The organism is Parageobacillus galactosidasius, from assembly GCF_002217735.1.
GTDB classification, from domain to species: Bacteria; Bacillota; Bacilli; order Bacillales; family Anoxybacillaceae; genus Parageobacillus_B; species Parageobacillus_B toebii.
Genome location: NZ_NDYL01000002.1, coordinates 709,023 through 724,744, shown reverse-complemented (window position 1 = coordinate 724,744; position 15,722 = coordinate 709,023). Strand labels below are relative to the sequence as shown.

Below are 15,722 nucleotides of genomic sequence, written 5' to 3'. Positions count from 1 at the left end.
GTGGCAGACATTTTTGAAGCGTTAGAACAGCTCATCCAATACGGGATCGCAAACGGACTGATTCATCGTGAAGATATCGTTTACACGCGCAATCGCCTGCTCGCGGCGCTGCAGTTAGAGGAGTGGAAACCAGTGGAGGTAAAGGATGTGTCCTTTTCCTCTCCTTCACCGATATTAGAGGCCATTTTAGATTGGGCGTACGAAAATGGCCGCATCAAGACGAATACGACGACAGAGCGGGATATATGGGACGCCAAGCTGATGAACTGTTTAATGCCGCGTCCATCCGAAGTGATCCGTGAATTTTATGCCAAATACAATAAAGACCCGAAACTAGCAACAGACTGGTTTTATGCTCTTAGCAAAGCCTCCAACTACATTCACACAGCGCGGATTGCGAAAAATAAACAATGGAAAACGAAAACAGAATACGGAGAGATTGATATTTCGATCAATTTATCCAAACCAGAGAAAGACCCGAAAGAAATCGCCAAATTAAAAGACGCGCCGGCATCTTCGTACCCAAAGTGCGTGCTATGCAAAGAAAATGAAGGATACGAAGGAACGTGGCATCATCCGGCGCGCTCTAATCATCGCGTCATTCCTCTTACGTTATTAGACGAGAAGTGGTATTTCCAATATTCTCCATATGTGTATTACAATGAACATTGTATCGTGTTCCATGCTGAACATGTTCCGATGAAAATGGAACGAAAAACATTCGCGCGCTTACTTGATTTCATCGAAAAATTTCCGCACTATTTCATCGGCTCGAACGCTGATCTGCCGATTGTCGGCGGCTCGATTTTAGCGCATGATCATTTTCAAGGTGGAAACTACATGTTTGCGATGGAAAAAGCTGAAATCGAAGAATATGTTTCTTTTTCTGCTTTTCCGTCACTCGCGGCAGGAATCGTCCGCTGGCCGATGTCAGTCATTCGTCTCCGCGGCAAAAAAGAGGAAGTGCTTGAAGCGGCTGATGTCATTTACCGAACGTGGCAAACGTATAGTGATCCGAGTGTCGATATTTATGCCAAAAGCGGCACTACTCCGCACAACACCGTCACGCCAATCGCCAGACGGCGCGCCGGTTTGTTTGAAATGGATATCGTTTTGCGCAATAATCGGACATCACGTGAACATCCATACGGGATTTTTCATCCTCATGAAGAATTGCATCATATTAAAAAAGAGAATATCGGTTTAATTGAAGTGATGGGGCTTGCCGTTTTACCTGGAAGACTTGCGAAAGAATTGGACATATTAGCACAATATCTTATTCAACATACGAAAAAAGAGGATTGGGACCCAGCGTTGTTAAAACATTGGGACTGGTATGAAGAAATTCGCAGCAGATATACAGACATTACGAAAGAAACCGTGTTGGATATTTTACAGCATGAGGTAGGGCAGCGATTTATTACCGTATTAGAACACGCTGGTGTTTTTAAACGAACCGAGAGAGGAAAACAAGCATTTCGTACTTTTTTACGGAAAGTGCAGGAGAAGTTGTCATGATTCGGGAAGGAACGTTCAAAGGACTAAAAAGCATCATTTTGGAAAACAATTATATAAGAGCCGTGTTTTTGCCGGAGTACGGCAGTAAACTCGCTTCGTTAATCGATAAAGAAACGAATAAAGAATGGTTGTTTCAAGCAAAAAGCGATACGCTCACCATACCGAGTTACGGCGCTGTTTTTAGCGACTATGATTCTAGTGGATTCGATGAAGTATTTCCAAGCATCGATGCTTGTTTTGATCCTGTAACGGGAAAGCCGATTCCTGATCACGGAGAAGTATGGGCGCTTCCGTGGGAATATCGTTTGGAAGGGGAGACGGTTGTTTTTACTGTCAAAAGTCCTGTTTTCCCATATACGATGACAAAGCGAGTTTGGTTAGAAATGAATCGACTCTGTTTTGATTATGCGGTCACCAATGATGGCGACACACGATTTTACTTTATTTGGACCCCTCATGCGCTTTTGCGATGTGACGAATATACAAAAATCATCGTTCCTGACAGTTTGACCAGCGTAATGACCGTCGAACATCAGACGGAACATCTTGGCGAATGGGGAACGATTCATCCGTATCCCGTTACGATTTCGCGAAAAACCGGGAAACCGTTGGATTTATCAAAAATGGAGCCGCCATCTGCGAACAACTGTGAGAAATTTTATTTTACCGAGCGCGTCCCGAAAGGAATGTGCGGAATCGTTCAAGAAAATACAGGACGCAAACTAATGTACCACTATCCAGCGGAAAAAATTCCGTATTTAGGAGTTTGGAAAACACAAGGTGGCTATCGCGGCGACTATAATTTGGCGCTCGAACCATGCACCGGAGTGTACGATAATTTGTCTGTCGCTTATGCCATTCGGAAAGTTTCATTTGTGGAAGCAAAAGGTGTATTTACATGGTGGTTCCAAATAGAAATAGGGAGGAATAACGATGTACTTAGGTGTGGCTTATTATCCGGAACATTGGCCAAAGGAAATGTTGGAAGAAGATATACAAGGGATTAAAGAGCTCGGAGCAAACATCGTACGAATTGGCGAGTTTGCTTGGCACTTAATGGAGCCAAGAGAAGGAGAATTTGACTTTTCCTTTTTTGATCATGTTATCGCGAAGCTTAAAGAAAACGGACTTTCAGTCATGTTCGGGACACCGACAGCAACATTTCCAGCATGGCTTGCTAAAAAACACCCTGATATTTTATCAAAAGATGAAAATGGGAATGTTCGTGTATTTGGCGGACGACGTCAATATTGTTTTAATTCTGATGTATACCGTAAATACAGCGCGCGCATTACAAGGAAATTAGTAGAGCATTATCGCGAGGAACAAGCGATTGTTGCTTGGCAAATTGATAACGAATTTGGACATGAAGGAAGTGATATGTGCTATTGTGAACAATGTCATGAGAAGTTTCAACAGTTTTTGAAAGACAAATATAAGACAATAGATGCATTAAACGAAGCGTATGGCACGATTTTTTGGGGACAAACATACAACGATTTTTCTGAAATTCCAATTCCAAAAAAGACGATTACAACTCATAATCCATCGTTGCAATTGGATTGGGCGCGATTCCGCTCTTATTCTATCAATCGTTATGCTCATGAAATGACACAAATCGTTCGCCAACATAAAGGAAAGCACCAGCTTGTTACCACGAACGTATCTGGCGGTTTTTTTAATAAATGGTTTGACCATGAAGAGAACGTGAAATACATGGATTTTGTATCGTATGACAATTACCCGGTATGGGGTGGGCTAATGGAACCAATTTCTCCTGCGGCTATTGCCATGACCCACGATTTTAACCGTGGATTGTTAGGAAAAAACTATTGGATTGTTGAAGAGTTAATGGGAGCGCAAGGGCATGATGTCATTGGTTATTTACCTCGTCCGAACCAGGCAAAAATGTGGTCATATCAAGCATTTGCGCATGGATGTACGAATATGCTCTATTTCCGTTGGCGCGGAATGAACAAAGGAGCAGAGCAATTTTGCTATGGCATTGTTGATCATAGCAATCAACGCGGACGTAAGTACCAAGAAGTTCAATCATTTTTTGCTGATATTGTACAATATGAACATGTCGTGCAGTCTGACATCAAAGCTGATATTGCCGTATTATATGATTACGATAATATTTGGTCATGGCGCTTTCAACGGCAAAGTGAAGGGTTTGATTTTACAAATGAACTGCTACGTTTATATACGCCGTTTTATCGATTGAATACACATATTGATGTGATTCCAGTAACGAGAGATTTTTCTAATTATAAAGTGTTGCTTGTACCGGTATTACAGATTATAGATGAAGAGCTGGGTAAACGGTTTGAAGAATTTGTAAAAAAAGGAGGGACGATTATTTTCTCATTCCGTACAGGGTTAAAAGATAAGAACAATAACATTCATTTTAAAAAGGTACTACCTGGATATGTGAAGGAAATAACAGGAATTGAAATTCATGAAGTCGAGTCTCTTTCATCAACACAAAGTGTCAAAATCGTTGGTGAAGGAAAATTTGCAGGAAAAATATCGAAATGTTCCGTTTGGCGCGATTTGTTGACACCAGTTACAGCAGAAGTTCTTTATCGTTACGATGATCAATTTTATCCACAAGCAGCTGTTACAAAAAATCAGTACGGGAATGGTAAGGTTTACTACATTGGTGGTGGGATTGCGCAAGATGTGTTACAAGAGATTGCCAAAGATGTTGTATCGTCTTATGGTATTTGGCATATACAAAGTGAAGAAGGGGTAGAGGTATACAAAAGGACATGGAAAAATGAGACATATTTATTTATTATGAATCACACTTCGGAGGAAAAAGAATTGAAAGGAATTCATTTACAGCCATATGAGAGCAAAATAATAAAACAAAAAAACATATAATAGAGGAAGGGATATATTTTCACCAATGGCGACGTTAAAAGAAATTGCGGAAAAAGTCGGCGTATCTGTTGCCACTGTATCACGCGTTCTTAATTATGATACAACCTTATCGGTATCGGATGAAACGAGAAAACGCATTTTCGAAGTAGCTCAACAATTGAATTATAAAACATTGCGGGAACGCAGCCAACAAACGAAAGAACGATTTCGATTTGGGCTGGTTCATTGGTATTCGGAACGGCAAGAACTTGATGATCCGTATTACATGGCGATTCGCTTAGGGGTAGAAAAAGAATGTTTTGAACGGCAAATCGAGCTGGTAAAGTTGTTTAAACAAAATGGTTCCTATCCAGAGGAGCGGATGGAAAATTTAGACGGAATTATTGCGGTTGGAAAGTTTGGGCCAAAAGATGTCAGTGCGTTTGCGGCAAGCACTGAGCATATCGTGTTTGTAGATTGTTCGCCAGATGAGCAAAAATTTGACTCCGTTGTCATTGATTTAAGGAAATCAACGATTACCGTGTTAGACTATCTTCTTCGACTCGGCCACAAAAAAATCGGCTATATTGGCGGGCGCGAATATGTAGACGGACAAACGCTTCTTCATGATGAGCGCGAAGCGACGTTTTACGAATATTTATACTTGAAAGGAATATATGATTCGCGATATGTATGGACAGGAAGTTTTACCGCTGAAGACGGCTATCGATTAATGAAACAAGCAATCTCTGCAAAAGACATTCCAACCGCGTTTTTTATCGCCAGTGATTCGATGGCGATTGGGGCGCTGCGCGCGCTTCATGAAGCGCAAATTCCAGTTCCTGATGATATATCTATCGTCGGATTTAATGATATTCCGACCGCCAAATTTATCCACCCGCCATTAACAACGGTAAAAGTGTATACAGAGTTTATGGGAGAGACGGCGGTAGAATTGTTAGTAGAGAGACTAACGACGAAGCGAACCATTTGCAAAAAAGTGGTTGTGCCAACAAAACTCATTGTTCGAGAAAGCAGTCAAGTTTGTTCAAAAGGGAGCTGTTCAATGTAGCAGCTCCCTTTACTGCATTAGTGAAATTCGATATCAACGCGCTTTTTCGGACTAGATGTTGTTTTTGGAATATGGATATCGAGCACACCATTTTTATATGTTGCTTTAATGTTATCTGTTGCTGCATCCGATGGCAGCGTAATGGAACGTTGAAAACGGCCGAAAAAGCGTTCGCGGCGATGCATTTGTTCTTCTTTAATGTTTTGGTCTCGCTGGATGGTGCCGCTAATCGTTAAAATATTGTTGTGTACGTCGATGTGCACGTCTTCTTTTTTCTCTAGACCAGGGAGATCGCACGATACGACATATTCGTTTTCCGTTTCATGCATATCCATGCGCGGCATCCCGATATGGTCATCCATATGGGTGAAAAGAGAAGGGAAATCGGTTGAAAAAAATCGGCTAAGGTCCTTGCGCATTGTTTCTAAATGGCGAAATGGATCATAAGGGATTAAAGACATAAACAGCGCCCTCCTTTGGATCGTTAATATATTTGTCATCAAATAGTTTGTTTTAGGCAGCGCTGTTTTATACAAAGATTTTGTGAAAGGTTATTGTATAAAGAATGGGACTCCCAAATACGGAAGCCCCTTTACGCTTTTTATATAACCGACTCGCCCATTCGTTTTATTAGGACTAAATGTTTTATCTTAAACGAAATGACCTTACTATAAAAAAGCCCATCGAACCGAAAAGGACTATAAGAAATAGAGCTAAATCCCAAGTCCCGAAAGCTATATCGTGTCCATATGCTATTTTTACATCTTTCCAAATGCTGTAAGATATATAAATTAGTATTTCATTTTTTACAACGTTAATCATGATACGTCCATTTTTGTATTGTCGTTCTATGTTTTCTTCTGTTAAACTGACAATATAATTATAAGCGTGAGGGAATTTTTCAAGAATAGTAGGGCCAATCCATAAAACAGCTCCCATAATCGGATGTAAAAAAATTATTCCTTTGCTTCCCCATTTATCTACTTCTCCGAAAAAGTTATAATGCATTGGCACTCGATTTGGCAAGGAAGGCCATTCCATTAATAAGTACAAAACACTTCCAATGAAAAGTAGTAATGAAATGATATTTAGAGCAATTTCTAACGGTGTCTTTTCTATTTTCAATACTGGGCGGTTTTGAATTTCGATTTTTCTCACCTCCTCCTTTTTTCTCATTATCCATTATTATAAATACGGGTAATATATTGTGTTCTCAACAAACAAGAAGCGGGAAGTGAATCTTATGCACAAAGCATTTAAGTTTCGGATCTATCCAACGAAAGAACAAGTGTTACTCAATTAACAAATCGATTGGCTGCAGTCGTTTCGTTTTTAATTACTTCTTAGCCAAGTGGAATGAAGCCTATGAACAAACAGGTAAAGGTCTAACCTATAACATTTGTGCCAATCAGTTAAACCAATTGAAAAAGGAATTGGAATGGTTAAAAGAGGTCGATTCTACCGCACTTCAAAATGCGCTAAAACATCTGGACGATTTTCAAAAAACAGAATAACGTCCACGCTTCAAAAGCAAAAAAATCCTGTTTACAACTTTGCTCTAACTAATTGTGGATATCAAAACAAAGAAGTCAAAAACCTAACCTTGCGGGTGTGGACATGTTCGAATTGTAGAACACATCATGACCGAGATGTAAACGCCGCAAGAAATATCTTACAAGAAGGTATGAGATTAATCACTGCTGGACCGGCGGATTGAGCTCGGTCCATTTCTCTTCGGTAGAAGGGATTACCCAAGAATCCTCTGCCTTTAGGCACGGGGAGTGGTCAATTGTTCCATCACATTTATATGAATATGAATTAAAGATAATTTTTCTTGTTCAGATAGATTTGAGTTTATAATCCTTTTGATTGCATAATAAAATTTTATTTCAGGAGACTGACGTGTACGAGGATGAGACATTTCATCACGTAGTTCTTTTGCGATCGTTTCATAAAGAAGTGATTGGCTTTCTTGTTCATTCAGTTTTTCTGTTGTTAGGGAGCGATTTTTCCATAGGCTTTGATATGCTTCTAACAATACGGAAAATGAATGTTCCATTATATATTACTCCTTCCTTCGAATAAATGAATGTATATACACATTGTTTGCAAAGATGTTTCGATGATTATTTATTATATACTAATGTTGAAAGCGGTTGGCAAAAATTACACGAAATTTTCTTCCAAAAAATATATTGACAAAGTATAAATAAATTTATAGAATATAATCCGTCGTTTAAATCGATGTTTTTAATTGTTCAAATAAATAAACAAAAAATATTGACAACATATGATGGCGTGAATATAATCATTAATTGCTCGAAACAACAAAACTATAAAATATGAATATGAATTAGAAAAGTAAATATTTATTGACAATCTTGGATATTTAATTATAATATGTTGACAGGTAATGTTCTTTGAAAACTGAACAAAACGAAGCGTCCACAACGAAAAGCTGAAGTGCCGCGATTAGCTCTCGGAGCCAAATGTTCTTCACCCCGCTGAAGTGCTTGCACTTCGAGGGGGAAGGTTATTTGGCACAAGAGAGCTAGGCACTGAAGCTAGACAATACGAAAAGCGAAGGCGGCTTGACACCTTCGGTGTCAGTGCCGAATTAAATAAGCCAATCAACTTTCTTTTTGGAGAGTTTGATCCTGGCTCAGGACGAACGCTGGCGGCGTGCCTAATACATGCAAGTCGAGCGGACCGAATGGGAGCTTGCTTCTGTTCGGTTAGCGGCGGACGGGTGAGTAACACGTGGGTAACCTGCCCGTAAGACCGGGATAACTCCGGGAAACCGGGGCTAATACCGGATAACACCAAAGACCGCATGGTCTTTGGTTGAAAGGTGGCTTTTGCTACCACTTACGGATGGGCCCGCGGCGCATTAGCTAGTTGGTGAGGTAACGGCTCACCAAGGCGACGATGCGTAGCCGGCCTGAGAGGGTGATGGAAAAGGAGCGGAATTCTGCATGAAACGTCTCAAAATCACCAACGATCACGGATGGACACCTCGGACACTTCGCAAACAGGAACGGAAAATCAAAAACACCCTTCTTCGCCAACGGGTGATGGCGGTTCGCCTGGTCATGGAAGGCTATTTGGGCAAAGAGGTGGCCTCCATGGTCAACGTGTGCCGACAAACCGTTTCCCATTATGTGTCGCTGTTCAACGAAGGCGGTCTGGAACTCTTGCTTCATCGGGATTTCGCCCCCGGGCGGGAGCCGTTTCTCACCGAAGAACAGCAGGAAGAGATCAAACAGCTTGTGTTGACCACCACTCCCGTAGAACTGGGCTGGGACGTCGCTTCGGCGTGGAACACCAAACTCCTGCAATCCTATGTCGAAAAGCACTTCGGTGTTTGCATTTCCCGCGAAGCGTTGCGAAAACTCCTGCACCGCAAAGGGCTGTCGTGGACACGGCCGACCTACACATTGGCGAAAGGCGATCCGGATCGACAAAAGAATTTTGAGAAACAGATCGACTTCATAAAAAAAACTTAATGGATCCTGATTCGGTCTTGTTGTACCTTGATGAAACACATATCCGCTCTTACCATGTCTTGCGGTCCACATGGTCGGCAGTCGGCCGCCAAAAACAAGTGCCGACGTTCGGCCATCATGCCCACGTATCGCTGTTTGGCGCGGTCAACATCCACGATGGCGAAACGGTGCTTCATCAAACGACCGCTGCCAATGCCGCGACGTTCTTGGATTTCTTGAGAATGCTCAAAGAGTGCTATCCGGACCGTCTCATGGTCTTGGTGTTGGATAACGCCCGCATTCACCATGCCAAAATGGTCAAGGAGTTTTTGCGGGAAGAAGGGCAGTGTTTTCACTTTATTTACCTTCCTCCCTATTCGCCACAGCTGAACCCGATCGAACGCTTATGGAAATGGCTGAAAGATACGGTGATTGCCAATGTATTTCACAAGGATCGCAACGATATCATTCAAGCCATTACTCGGTTTGTCAACTACATCCACGAACGTCCGGAGGAAGTGCTGCAGCGCTTAGGGTGTGCAGGATGACTGAGAAGTTAACTCTTCATGTTGCATGTATATAGATAGGGATCAGTTTTGTTGTCGAGCTTGTGGGTACGCTGCCCCTGCCGACAACGTGGCTGCGGAAAACATCCGCAGGGCTGCTGTCAACCAGCCGAACGCGGCAGCCAATTAGGCTAGCTGCAAGCCCATGGCTTTAGCCGTTGGGTAGTTGACGTCTTAAATAGCTTCGTATGGTTTGTGTTTGGCGAGTATAACGGAAAAACAGGAGATTTATCTTAATTAGGCGAGAAGACTCCCACTTCAACGAAGCGAAGCGGAGTAAGTGGGAGATGAATCGCCTTAACTATATTTTGCTGAAAATAGGATAGATTCAGTAAAATATAGTATCATATAGTTCTGATTGACTGTGATCCATCAAACGCTAAAAAGGAGTCAAGCAAAAACGTGTAACGGTTTTGTTCTCGGTCTAAATAGTAGTTTCGCTCAAAGGTGACTTCGCCAAACAGGGTTTGAATCGTGGTGCATCGTTTGTCTTTCAAGTGGTACCGGCGCTTGTCCCGAGTTTCCGCCAATTGTCGGTCGATGTCCTCCAACAGAGCCGTAAACAGCTCAGCGAAGGTGTTTTGCAAGGCTCGAAACAAATCAAGTTCGATCTCTTTCCATGTCAACGAATTTGTGGTAAGATGTTGTTGAATATTCATAGGACTCTCTCCTCCTGTTTGATGGTGTGGCTGATTGACTGCGATCCATCAAACGCTAAAAAGGAGTCAAGCAAAAACGTGTAACGGTTTTGTTCTCGGTCTAAATAGTAGTTTCGCTCAAAGGTGACTTCGCCAAACAGGGTTTGAATCGTGGTGCGTCGTTTGTCTTTCAAGTGGTATCGGCGCTTATCTCGATTCTCTGCCAGATGAGATTTCCCATCGCGTCAAGCGAGTAAGATCCCTCGAAGATGACGAGGTCGATAGGTCCGAGGTGGAAGCGTGGCGACACGTGGAGCTGACGGATACTAATCGATCGAGGACTTAACCAAGCGGAAAAGCGGAGGCGAGCGCTTAGCGCCAAAAGGAAAATGTTCTTCCGACGAGACATGCTTGCATGTCGACGGAGGAAGGTTATTTTCCGCAAGGCGCTGTGAGCCGGAGCTGGACAAAGCGAAAAGCGGAGGACGCTAGGAGCTAGACAACGGAAAAGCGTAGGCCGCCTACGCAAAACGGCTTCTTCCAAACAGACGGTTATCTAGTTTTGAAGGAATGAACATATATAAAATAGAAGTAATTTAGTGATAAAACGCCGTTTTGCCAAGATAGGAATCATGAATTTTAAGTTCCGTCTTTCGCTTCATAAAGTAATGTGCGCTCGTAGCTCAACTGGATAGAGCGTCTGACTACGGATCAGAAGGTTAGGGGTTCGAGTCCTCTCGAGCGCGCCATTTCGGGAAGTAGCTCAGCTTGGTAGAGCACATGGTTTGGGACCATGGGGTCGCAGGTTCGAATCCTGTCTTCCCGACCATGAGAAGAGTTTACATACATATACATAACTTTTATACATAATGTATATTAGAGTAAATACAAAAACTCTTGGCTTTAGTCATGTAGAGTTTTAAATTCCATTAGAACGGCAAGTTAAGTATTTCAGTTTATTTGGGATAGATAGGGAAGTGGATAGACTTGGAGGAGTGTAAATCCGCTCCCTTTGGATTTAGCGGTTTGAATGATATGATATAGGGGCATAGTTTAATGGTAGAACAGAGGTCTCCAAAACCTCCGGTGTGGGTTCGATTCCTACTGCCCCTGTATAAACCTTAAAATGAAGTTTAGCAAGCGATGAAATGATGATACATTGGGCTATAGCCAAGTGGTAAGGCAACGGACTTTGACTCCGTGATGCGCTGGTTCGAATCCAGCTAGCCCAGCCAATTGCGGAAGTAGTTCAGTGGTAGAACACCACCTTGCCAAGGTGGGGGTCGCGGGTTCGAGTCCCGTCTTCCGCTTTTCTTGGCGGCATAGCCAAGTGGTAAGGCAGAGGTCTGCAAAACCTTCATCCCCGGTTCGAATCCGGGTGCCGCCTCCAATTGTGCGGGTGTAGTTTAGTGGTAAAACTTCAGCTTCCCAAGCTGACGTCGTGGGTTCGATTCCCATCACCCGCTTTTTTTTTCTTACTTCTAGTTGTCGCAATATCATTAAAAACTGTTAGAACATTGCCTCGATGCATCTGGCTTCCCTTGAGCCAGCTGGTAGAGGAAGAGGCAGCCGTTGAAAAAATAGGAGTGTAAATAATTCTATGTCCCAGTAGCTCAGCTGGATAGAGCAACGAGCATTACATCTATGAATCCACTGCAAGTTGTCTCGACGCATCCCGCTTCCTTGAGTTAGCTAGTAGAGGAAGAGACAGCCAGCTAAAAATATAAGTATAATAACACCATGTCCCAGTAGCTCAGCTGGATAGAGCAGCGGCCTTCTAAGCCGTCGGTCGGGAGTTCGAATCTCTCCTGGGACGCTATGCAAAAAGCCAGCCGTTAAGGCTGGCTTTTTGTTGTAATTGCAAGCGATAAAGTGATAAGAAGACAACCCGGATAGTGGGGGCAATGAAAAAGCGGTCAATAGCCGCTTCTTTTTTTATCTTTTTTACCAAGAAGCCCCCACTTCTAAGCGAAGCATAGGCAATGAAATGATGATGTAATGCCGGATGAGCGCACCGCTTACTTTGGAGACGATGGTGAATATACAGCGCTGTTTATGTATGTGGCTGATAAACCGCGTGATTTGTCAGCCGACACCTTATATGCGGCGAAATTTATGCAAACAAGCGCAGAAAACGGCGGGGCCGGCAAGTTAGAATGGATTAAACTTGGATATGCTGCGGATAAAGAAATTAAACGCATGATTGATAAAGGCATTAAATTTTTCATAGAAGCGAATATTAGGGGTAAACAAGATCATTAGTTCACGTAACAGTTCTAGGAAAGAAAGATCCACTAATCCTTCCAGTGAAAGAAGTACTTTGATCATGTCGATGGCGCCTGCAGATAACCTAACTCCAAACGGGTTGTATCTCAAATAAGCGTCCATCGAATATTTATCCAATTCTTTTGTGAGCTGACAAAAAGATGGCTTACTGTCATCTTATTCAGCAGGAAAGTGCAGTTATGCAAAAATGGAGCAGCATACATGCTGCTTCTTTCGGTTCTGGTGCAAGAAATCTATAAAAATCGGACATACTGATGCTACTAAAATAGAATTGATGATGGAAAAACAGCTGTCAGTATTCTCAGGAGGATTATGCAGCTTTTTACATTTCAATCCAATTAATAACATAATTTAGCTGAAATTTTACACCATGATAAAAATCTGTATTGTAAATGAAAACAATTTGAAACTTTATTGCAAAAGTAAGTTTGCTAGAATATCTAAGGATAGAAACAGGAAAGTTTTAATAACTATATAATACGGTATGTAAAATATATAGGTCGGGGGATAAACATGACGTTAGAGAATCAACTGATCAAAAAAACATTTTATGAAACATTGATGGAAGCGAATGAGAAAAATCCTGTCCGTGTGCTCGGAGAAGCTTTTCTTGCCGGGCATAAAGATCAGACAGCTGACATCTCCACCATCCGTTTTGCCCAGGGAGAAGTATATTTTCATCACAAAGATTATGAAGCAGCTATTTTCAAATGGGAAAACGTTCATAATGATTTAGAACCGTGGGCGAAGAAAAATATAGCGGATTGTTACCATGAAATCGGGCAATTATCAACAGCAGAAGAGATTTATAAATCCATTGATACGGAAAGCAGTGTCTTGCAATCAGAAGTTGCACTGCAATTATTTTCGCTTTATATAGACCAAGGCAAGCTTGAAAAAGCTGACCAAGTGATTAAAAAAGCAGTATCCTTTAATCCGGACTACCCGAATGTGACTGATATTGCTCGCGCCTTTTTCGAAAAACACAAGGATTGGAAGAGCGCAATTGAACTGGCAGTAAATGAAGCGGTCCGAACAGAATCAGATCATTGGTTTGATATTTTAAAAACATACGCAGAGCAAGGACTAACAAAAATCTTTGAACCGCATTATTTTTCCAAATGCTTAGTCGTGTTATACAGAGTGGATCAGGCAAGATTTGAACAGATTGTTCAGGCATTATGGAATAGCTATAAAAACGGGCACTCTTATTTTTCATGGCTCAGGGAATTTAACCACCTTTTCTTCAATCTGGATGCAAGCCGGGAGCAGTCTTGGAAAGAACTGTCAGAACTTTATCAGGAAACTTATTTTGAATTGATCGATGGAAAGTATTTAATTAGAGAACTGGATGAGATTATTCCGAACATCTTAACGAACTGGCTCAAAATAGCCGATGATTCTCATGCTTTATTTGCTTCTGCAGCGGTACTGGCATGGAGCGAGAAATTTCCATCCAGCATTAGTTCAGAGGTGGTCAATGCTGCCGAAAATCTTATTTTCCATTCCCGCAATGAGACAGATGGTTTGGAATACAGCCTTACATTATTCGATTCCATCGTAAAATGGGCGGAAGCGCAGCATGTTGATCCAGGTCACCGTTTCAGATGGATCATCCGAGAACTGGTTGATTTTGAAGCACATCATTTAGTTGTTGCTGGAACTTCCGGAAATGGGAAGTCTGCTTTTATCAATTCGGTCCTCGGAGAAAATATCCAAACTGCTCCGACATCTTCCGCTATTGTATTTAAGGGGGATGATGAGACGGAGATTAGAAAAATATCCGATGAAGAATTAACCACATTTTCAAGTTTCCATGAATTCCAGGAGGCAGTAGATAGACGGCTGAATAAGGATTTTGACAATACGATTGTGGAGTTTTCTCTTCCATCGCCAATTTTGCAGGAAAACAGGCTAGTTCTTATGGATACGCCGTGATTTAGCGACCGTAATGATATGGAAGAAGCGCTAAAATATCTGCATTTTGCCGACAGTTTATTATTTGTGCTTGATGCGAACGATCCTTTTACCGAACAAGAACAAGAGATCCTAATGCTGATTCGGGAATATGCCCCTAATCTTTCAATTCATTTTCTACTCAATAAAATCGATGAAATTTATGATGAACAAGAGGCTTCTGAAATTATTGAAGACACTCGTTCGAGAGTTCGGGCATATGTTCCGCAGGCTCGGGTGTTTGCCTATTCATCACGTTTAAGAAGTAGAAAACAACAAAATGATCTAGCCGAGTTCTTGAAAAATTTGAGCAGACCAATTGCGGAAGACGATCGAATTGAAAAAATATTAATCTTTATTCGTCAATTAATCAGTCATTTATTGGATAAACGGGCAGAAATGGAAAACAGCCTGGCTGATTCGATTAAATGGAATGAAGAGATGGTCACAAAGCTAGGTGGTGCAATCCATCAATTAACGGATTTGAAAGAAGAAAAAGCGCGAATTATCAAGAGAACGTTCCATAAAGTCTTGGAGGAAATCAGATCGGATCTATCAGAAAATATTCCGAAAATTTTACGAGAAAGTTCTGATCTGATTCGAGAAGACAGTGATTTTCGTAAAATTCACCTTGAACTAAATGATGAGATGAACTGGAGAGTACATGCTTATGTAAATGATAAGGTCTTGCCTAAGCTTTATCATTCTCTTCAGGAATGGATTTTAACGGCAAATGATGAACTTCATCACTGTCAATCTTTCCTGGATGAAATATGCGATGGGTTTAATGCGATGTATGGGGAAGAGCGGCTTAAGCTGAATTGCGACTTTAAAGTGCTTGATGACTGGCGCCGGGATGCAGACCGGATGACGAGCGGCGCGCAAATTGAGAAGGTGAATATTTTTCTCCGCCGCACACCGTATCAAATTTTATTGAAAAGTGCCGGCAAGCTGTTTGGAGCATTCCAGCAAAACAATGCGATGTTATATAACAAATACAAGCAGTTTGTTGAAAATCAGGATTATTTAGACGTTACCGAATCTATTGTGAACAAGCTGCTTCTGCAATTCGAATTGTTTGAGAAAGCATTGGAACGAGATATTTCGATCTTCTTCCGAAACCCGTTTGACGTATTGAATCAAACTGTAGAAGAAGCGAAAAAAGAAATCAATGAAAAAGAAGAAGAGCTGGAGAAAATGAGATCGAATCCGGAAACGTACCGCGATCCGCTAACATTGTTCGAAGTGAAACTCCGCCAATACGAGTGGATTGCCATTTCCGCAAAAAGAGTTCTTCAAGTATAGCGAGATTTAACGAAAAAATCGGTCCATG

General features: G+C 41.7%; 11 protein-coding genes, 8 tRNA genes, 7 pseudogenes and 2 other annotated features. Of the genes and pseudogenes, 19 read left to right on the top strand and 7 right to left on the bottom strand.

The features are described 5' to 3' along the window. The 4 genes from galT to B9L23_RS13085 are packed head-to-tail and all read left to right on the top strand — an operon-like array spanning position 1 to position 5,458. Positions 1 to 1,518 (top strand): UDP-glucose--hexose-1-phosphate uridylyltransferase, encoded by a 1,518-nt coding sequence (gene galT / locus B9L23_RS13100; protein WP_089097827.1) that lies wholly within the window; start codon positions 1 to 3, stop codon positions 1,516 to 1,518. Next, positions 1,515 to 2,525 (top strand): aldose epimerase family protein, encoded by a 1,011-nt coding sequence (locus tag B9L23_RS13095; RefSeq protein WP_223812197.1) that lies wholly within the window; start codon positions 1,515 to 1,517, stop codon positions 2,523 to 2,525. The genes galT and B9L23_RS13095 overlap by 4 nt, the downstream gene beginning before the upstream one ends. Next, entirely contained in the window at positions 2,452 to 4,407 is a 1,956-nt protein-coding gene (locus B9L23_RS13090) for a beta-galactosidase (protein ID WP_081189757.1), read from the top strand. The genes B9L23_RS13095 and B9L23_RS13090 overlap by 74 nt, the downstream gene beginning before the upstream one ends. 25 nt (positions 4,408 to 4,432) lie before the next feature. Beyond that, positions 4,433 to 5,458, top strand: coding sequence for a LacI family DNA-binding transcriptional regulator (locus B9L23_RS13085; protein ID WP_089097826.1), 1,026 nt, complete (start codon positions 4,433 to 4,435; stop codon positions 5,456 to 5,458). Positions 5,459 to 5,475: 17 nt separating this feature from the next. Here B9L23_RS13085 and B9L23_RS13080 read toward each other — a convergent pair whose 3' ends face one another. Then, positions 5,476 to 5,919, bottom strand: coding sequence for an Hsp20/alpha crystallin family protein (locus B9L23_RS13080; protein WP_062752630.1), 444 nt, complete (start codon positions 5,917 to 5,919; stop codon positions 5,476 to 5,478). Positions 5,920 to 6,103: 184 nt separating this feature from the next. After that, complete coding sequence (locus B9L23_RS13075) at positions 6,104 to 6,616, bottom strand: DUF1648 domain-containing protein (protein ID WP_158082876.1); 513 nt, start codon at positions 6,614 to 6,616, stop codon at positions 6,104 to 6,106. Positions 6,617 to 6,701: 85 nt separating this feature from the next. Here B9L23_RS13075 and B9L23_RS13070 point away from each other — a divergent pair. Beyond that, positions 6,702 to 6,969 (top strand): annotated as a pseudogene (locus tag B9L23_RS13070) (helix-turn-helix domain-containing protein); the annotation flags it as partial. Further along, complete coding sequence (locus B9L23_RS21800) at positions 6,897 to 7,175, top strand: zinc ribbon domain-containing protein (RefSeq protein WP_081189759.1); 279 nt, start codon at positions 6,897 to 6,899, stop codon at positions 7,173 to 7,175. The pseudogene B9L23_RS13070 and the gene B9L23_RS21800, both read left to right, overlap by 73 nt. A gap of 51 nt (positions 7,176 to 7,226) precedes the next feature. On the opposite strand, the gene B9L23_RS13060 is transcribed toward B9L23_RS21800, so the two are convergent. Beyond that, positions 7,227 to 7,517, bottom strand: coding sequence for a hypothetical protein (locus tag B9L23_RS13060; protein WP_015864218.1), 291 nt, complete (start codon positions 7,515 to 7,517; stop codon positions 7,227 to 7,229). A gap of 632 nt (positions 7,518 to 8,149) precedes the next feature. After that, positions 8,150 to 8,540: a sequence feature (16S ribosomal RNA rRNA prediction is too short), on the top strand. On the opposite strand from B9L23_RS13060, the gene B9L23_RS21450 reads away from it, so the two are divergent. The 3 genes and pseudogenes from B9L23_RS21450 to B9L23_RS21560 form a co-directional block, all read left to right on the top strand. Beyond that, positions 8,533 to 8,964: an IS630 family transposase gene (locus B9L23_RS21450; RefSeq protein ID WP_211278815.1), complete on the top strand. Its 432-nt coding sequence runs from the start codon at positions 8,533 to 8,535 to the stop codon at positions 8,962 to 8,964. (Overlaps the previous feature by 8 nt.) Next, positions 8,964 to 9,491: an IS630 family transposase gene (locus B9L23_RS21445; RefSeq protein ID WP_141103870.1), complete on the top strand. Its 528-nt coding sequence runs from the start codon at positions 8,964 to 8,966 to the stop codon at positions 9,489 to 9,491. Before B9L23_RS21450 ends, B9L23_RS21445 begins: the two co-directional genes overlap by 1 nt. Positions 9,492 to 9,528: 37 nt before the next feature. After that, positions 9,529 to 9,639, top strand: a pseudogene (locus B9L23_RS21560) (RNA-guided endonuclease TnpB family protein); the annotation flags it as partial. A gap of 226 nt (positions 9,640 to 9,865) precedes the next feature. On the opposite strand, the pseudogene B9L23_RS13045 reads toward B9L23_RS21560, so the two are convergent. Continuing rightward, positions 9,866 to 10,168, bottom strand: a pseudogene (locus tag B9L23_RS13045) (UPF0236 family transposase-like protein); the annotation flags it as partial. 14 nt (positions 10,169 to 10,182) lie between these two features. Further along, positions 10,183 to 10,374, bottom strand: a pseudogene (locus tag B9L23_RS13040) (UPF0236 family transposase-like protein); the annotation flags it as partial. An 11-nt stretch (positions 10,375 to 10,385) separates the two neighbouring features. Continuing rightward, positions 10,386 to 10,485, top strand: a sequence feature (23S ribosomal RNA rRNA prediction is too short). Between the two features lie 334 nt (positions 10,486 to 10,819). Here B9L23_RS13040 and B9L23_RS13035 point away from each other — a divergent pair. The 8 genes from B9L23_RS13035 (at position 10,820) to B9L23_RS13000 (ending at position 11,963) form a co-directional block, all read left to right on the top strand. Beyond that, positions 10,820 to 10,896, top strand: a tRNA-Arg gene (locus tag B9L23_RS13035). Positions 10,897 to 10,899: 3 nt separating this feature from the next. Then, positions 10,900 to 10,976, top strand: a tRNA-Pro gene (locus B9L23_RS13030). Positions 10,977 to 11,189: 213 nt separating this feature from the next. After that, positions 11,190 to 11,260, top strand: a tRNA-Trp gene (locus tag B9L23_RS13025). Positions 11,261 to 11,307: 47 nt separating this feature from the next. Further along, positions 11,308 to 11,382 (top strand) — tRNA-Gln (locus B9L23_RS13020). Between the two features lie 3 nt (positions 11,383 to 11,385). Continuing rightward, positions 11,386 to 11,457: transfer RNA gene (locus tag B9L23_RS13015), tRNA-Gly, on the top strand. 6 nt (positions 11,458 to 11,463) lie between these two features. After that, positions 11,464 to 11,537 (top strand) — tRNA-Cys (locus B9L23_RS13010). Positions 11,538 to 11,542: 5 nt separating this feature from the next. Next, positions 11,543 to 11,613 (top strand) — tRNA-Gly (locus tag B9L23_RS13005). Positions 11,614 to 11,889: 276 nt separating this feature from the next. Continuing rightward, positions 11,890 to 11,963 (top strand) — tRNA-Arg (locus tag B9L23_RS13000). On the opposite strand, the gene B9L23_RS21440 is transcribed toward B9L23_RS13000, so the two are convergent. Next, positions 11,964 to 12,098 carry a hypothetical protein gene (locus B9L23_RS21440; protein ID WP_281255494.1) on the bottom strand — a complete coding sequence of 45 codons (135 nt, stop codon included), beginning with the start codon at positions 12,096 to 12,098 and terminating at the stop codon, positions 11,964 to 11,966. Between the two features lie 44 nt (positions 12,099 to 12,142). On the opposite strand from B9L23_RS21440, the pseudogene B9L23_RS12995 reads away from it, so the two are divergent. Further along, positions 12,143 to 12,370, top strand: a pseudogene (locus tag B9L23_RS12995) (alkaline phosphatase); the annotation flags it as partial. On the opposite strand, the pseudogene B9L23_RS21140 reads toward B9L23_RS12995, so the two are convergent. Continuing rightward, positions 12,371 to 12,556, bottom strand: a pseudogene (locus B9L23_RS21140) (amine oxidase); the annotation flags it as partial. Between the two features lie 390 nt (positions 12,557 to 12,946). On the opposite strand from B9L23_RS21140, the pseudogene B9L23_RS12985 reads away from it, so the two are divergent. Continuing rightward, positions 12,947 to 15,694: pseudogene (locus B9L23_RS12985) on the top strand (dynamin family protein). Positions 15,695 to 15,722 lie beyond the last annotated feature (28 nt).

Coding starts and splice junctions, on each gene's coding strand:
- B9L23_RS13080 (WP_062752630.1), bottom strand. CDS start 5,919: ATGTCTTTAATCCCTTATGATCCATTTCGCCATTTAGAAACAATGCGC.
- B9L23_RS13090 (WP_081189757.1), top strand. CDS start 2,452: ATGTACTTAGGTGTGGCTTATTATCCGGAACATTGGCCAAAGGAAATG.
- B9L23_RS13060 (WP_015864218.1), bottom strand. CDS start 7,517: ATGGAACATTCATTTTCCGTATTGTTAGAAGCATATCAAAGCCTATGG.
- B9L23_RS21450 (WP_211278815.1), top strand. CDS start 8,533: ATGGCGGTTCGCCTGGTCATGGAAGGCTATTTGGGCAAAGAGGTGGCC.
- B9L23_RS13095 (WP_223812197.1), top strand. CDS start 1,515: ATGATTCGGGAAGGAACGTTCAAAGGACTAAAAAGCATCATTTTGGAA.
- B9L23_RS13085 (WP_089097826.1), top strand. CDS start 4,433: ATGGCGACGTTAAAAGAAATTGCGGAAAAAGTCGGCGTATCTGTTGCC.
- B9L23_RS21800 (WP_081189759.1), top strand. CDS start 6,897: ATGGTTAAAAGAGGTCGATTCTACCGCACTTCAAAATGCGCTAAAACA.
- B9L23_RS21445 (WP_141103870.1), top strand. CDS start 8,964: ATGGATCCTGATTCGGTCTTGTTGTACCTTGATGAAACACATATCCGC.